The organism is Allosphingosinicella sp. (genome assembly GCF_036387215.1).
Taxonomy (GTDB): domain Bacteria; phylum Pseudomonadota; class Alphaproteobacteria; order Sphingomonadales; family Sphingomonadaceae; genus Allosphingosinicella.
On the sequence record NZ_DASVUE010000405.1, the window covers coordinates 1 to 1,974 of the forward strand.

3 protein-coding genes and 1 pseudogene are annotated in these 1,974 nt (G+C 67.6%); all 4 read right to left on the bottom strand.

The features are described from left to right. Positions 1 to 104 (bottom strand): annotated as a pseudogene (locus VF662_RS15455) (Holliday junction branch migration DNA helicase RuvB); the annotation flags it as partial. Positions 105 to 143: 39 nt separating this feature from the next. Then, entirely contained in the window at positions 144 to 737 is a 594-nt protein-coding gene (gene ruvA, locus VF662_RS15460) for a Holliday junction branch migration protein RuvA (RefSeq protein WP_464142842.1), read from the bottom strand. Next, positions 734 to 1,231 (bottom strand): crossover junction endodeoxyribonuclease RuvC, encoded by a 498-nt coding sequence (gene ruvC / locus VF662_RS15465; RefSeq protein ID WP_464142843.1) that lies wholly within the window; start codon positions 1,229 to 1,231, stop codon positions 734 to 736. The genes ruvA and ruvC overlap by 4 nt, the downstream gene beginning before the upstream one ends. A gap of 10 nt (positions 1,232 to 1,241) precedes the next feature. Continuing rightward, the coding region (locus VF662_RS15470) for a YebC/PmpR family DNA-binding transcriptional regulator (protein ID WP_464142844.1) at positions 1,242 to 1,974 on the bottom strand (733 nt) is incomplete at its 5' end.

The following is a 1,974-nucleotide window of genomic DNA, read 5'->3' on the forward strand; positions in this document are numbered from 1 at the left end:
CGCGCCGCCCGCTGGCCGACGAAATCGTCCAGCGTCTTCGGCCGAAGCGCGGCGTCGATATCCTCGGGGCGCCGGTCGCCGGAGATGATGCGGTCCTGCTCCACAGGCGCCAGCTTTACCGCAACCGACTCCGCTGTCTAACCCTAACGCGCGACCTTCTTGAGCGCGGAGCGAACCAGCGCGTCGAGGGTCGCTTCCGAGCCCAGCTCGGCCTCTGCTTTGGCCACTGCGGCCGAGGCTTCGGCGGGGCGGAAGCCGAGGTTGAGCAAAGCGGAGACCGCGTCGGCGCCGACGCCTTTGGGCGCCGGCGCAGTGGCCCCGCTTCCGAGCACCACGCCGCCCGCTTTGTCCTTAAGCTCGTTGACGATCCGTTGGGCGAGTTTAGGCCCGACGCCCTGCGCACGAGCCACCATCGCGTGGTCGCTGCCGGCAATGGCGCGGTGCACCTCGTCGACCGAAAGGGCGGAGAGGATCGCAAGCGCGACGCGTGCGCCGACGCCCTGCACCGAGGTCAGCAGCCGGAACCAGTCCCGCTCCTCGGCCGTGGCAAAGCCGATCAGCCGGATGTCGTCCTCCGACACCTGCATCTGCGTGTGCAGCACCACCTCGCCGCCGACGGCCCCCAGCTGGGACAGCGTCCGGGTGGAAGCGAAGACGAGATAGCCTACGCCGGCGACGTCGATCACGACATGGTCGGCCGAGAAGCTGTCGAGCAGGCCGCGGAGCTTGGCGATCACGCCGCTCGGCCTTTCATTGCGCGCGCGCTGGCAAGGTGATGGGCATGGGTGATCGCCACGGCCAGCGCATCCGCCGCGTCGGCGCCGGCGATCTTCACCCCCGGCAGGAGACGCCCGACCATCGCATGCACCTGGCTCTTCTCGGCGCCGCCCGTCCCGACCACCGCCTTTTTCACCAGCCGCGGCGCATATTCGCCGACCGGCACGGACAGGCTCGCCGCCGCCAGCAAGATGACGCCGCGGGCCTGCCCGAGCTTCAGCGTCGATTGCGGATTGTCGTTGACGAACACCTCCTCGACCGCAGCCGCCTCCGGCAGGTGAAGCGCCAACACGCCCAGCAGCTCCCCATGGAGCGCCACCAGCCGCTCGGGAAGCGCGGCCTTCGCATCGGTGCGGATATGGCCGTTGCCGATATGGCTCAGCCGGTTTCCATCGGCCGCGATCACGCCCCAGCCCGTGCAGCCGAGCCCGGGATCGAGGCCGACGATGATCATAAGCGGGGCACTAAGCCAGCCGCTCCATCACCTCGTCCGGCACTTCGTAATTGCCCCAGACGGTCTGGATATCGTCGTCATCCTCGAGCGCGTCGATCAGCTTCACGAGCTGCCCCGCATCGTCGCCGCCGACCTCGACCGGCGTCTGCGGGCGCCAGGCGAGCTTGGTGCTCTCCGGCTCTCCGAGGCTCGCCTCGAGCGCCTTGGCCACCTCGTGCAGATCCTCCTGCGCGGTCCAGATCTGGTGACCGTCCTCGTCCGACTCCACGTCCTCGGCACCAGCCTCGATCGCTGCTTCGAAGATCTTGTCCGTATCGCCCGCCGAGGCCGGATAGGTGATGAGGCCAAGCCGGCTGAAGCCATGGCTGACGGAGCCCGAAGCGCCCAGATTGCCGCCGTTCTTCGAGAAGATGGTGCGCACGTTCGTTGCGGTGCGGTTGCGGTTGTCGGTCAGCGCCTCGACGATCAGCGACACGCCGCCCGGCCCGAAGCCTTCGTAGCGCAGCTCCTCGTAATTGTCGGCATCGCCCATCGACGATTTGTCGATCGCGCGCTGGATATTGTCCTTCGGCATCGACTGCGCCTTGGCCGCCATCACAGCGGCGCGGAGGCGCGGATTCATGTCGGGATCGGGCGTGCCCATTTTCGCGGCGACGGTGATCTCGCGCGAAAGCTTCGAAAACATGGCCGAGCGCTTCTTATCCTGAGCGCCCTTGCGATGCATGATGTTCTTGAACTTGCTA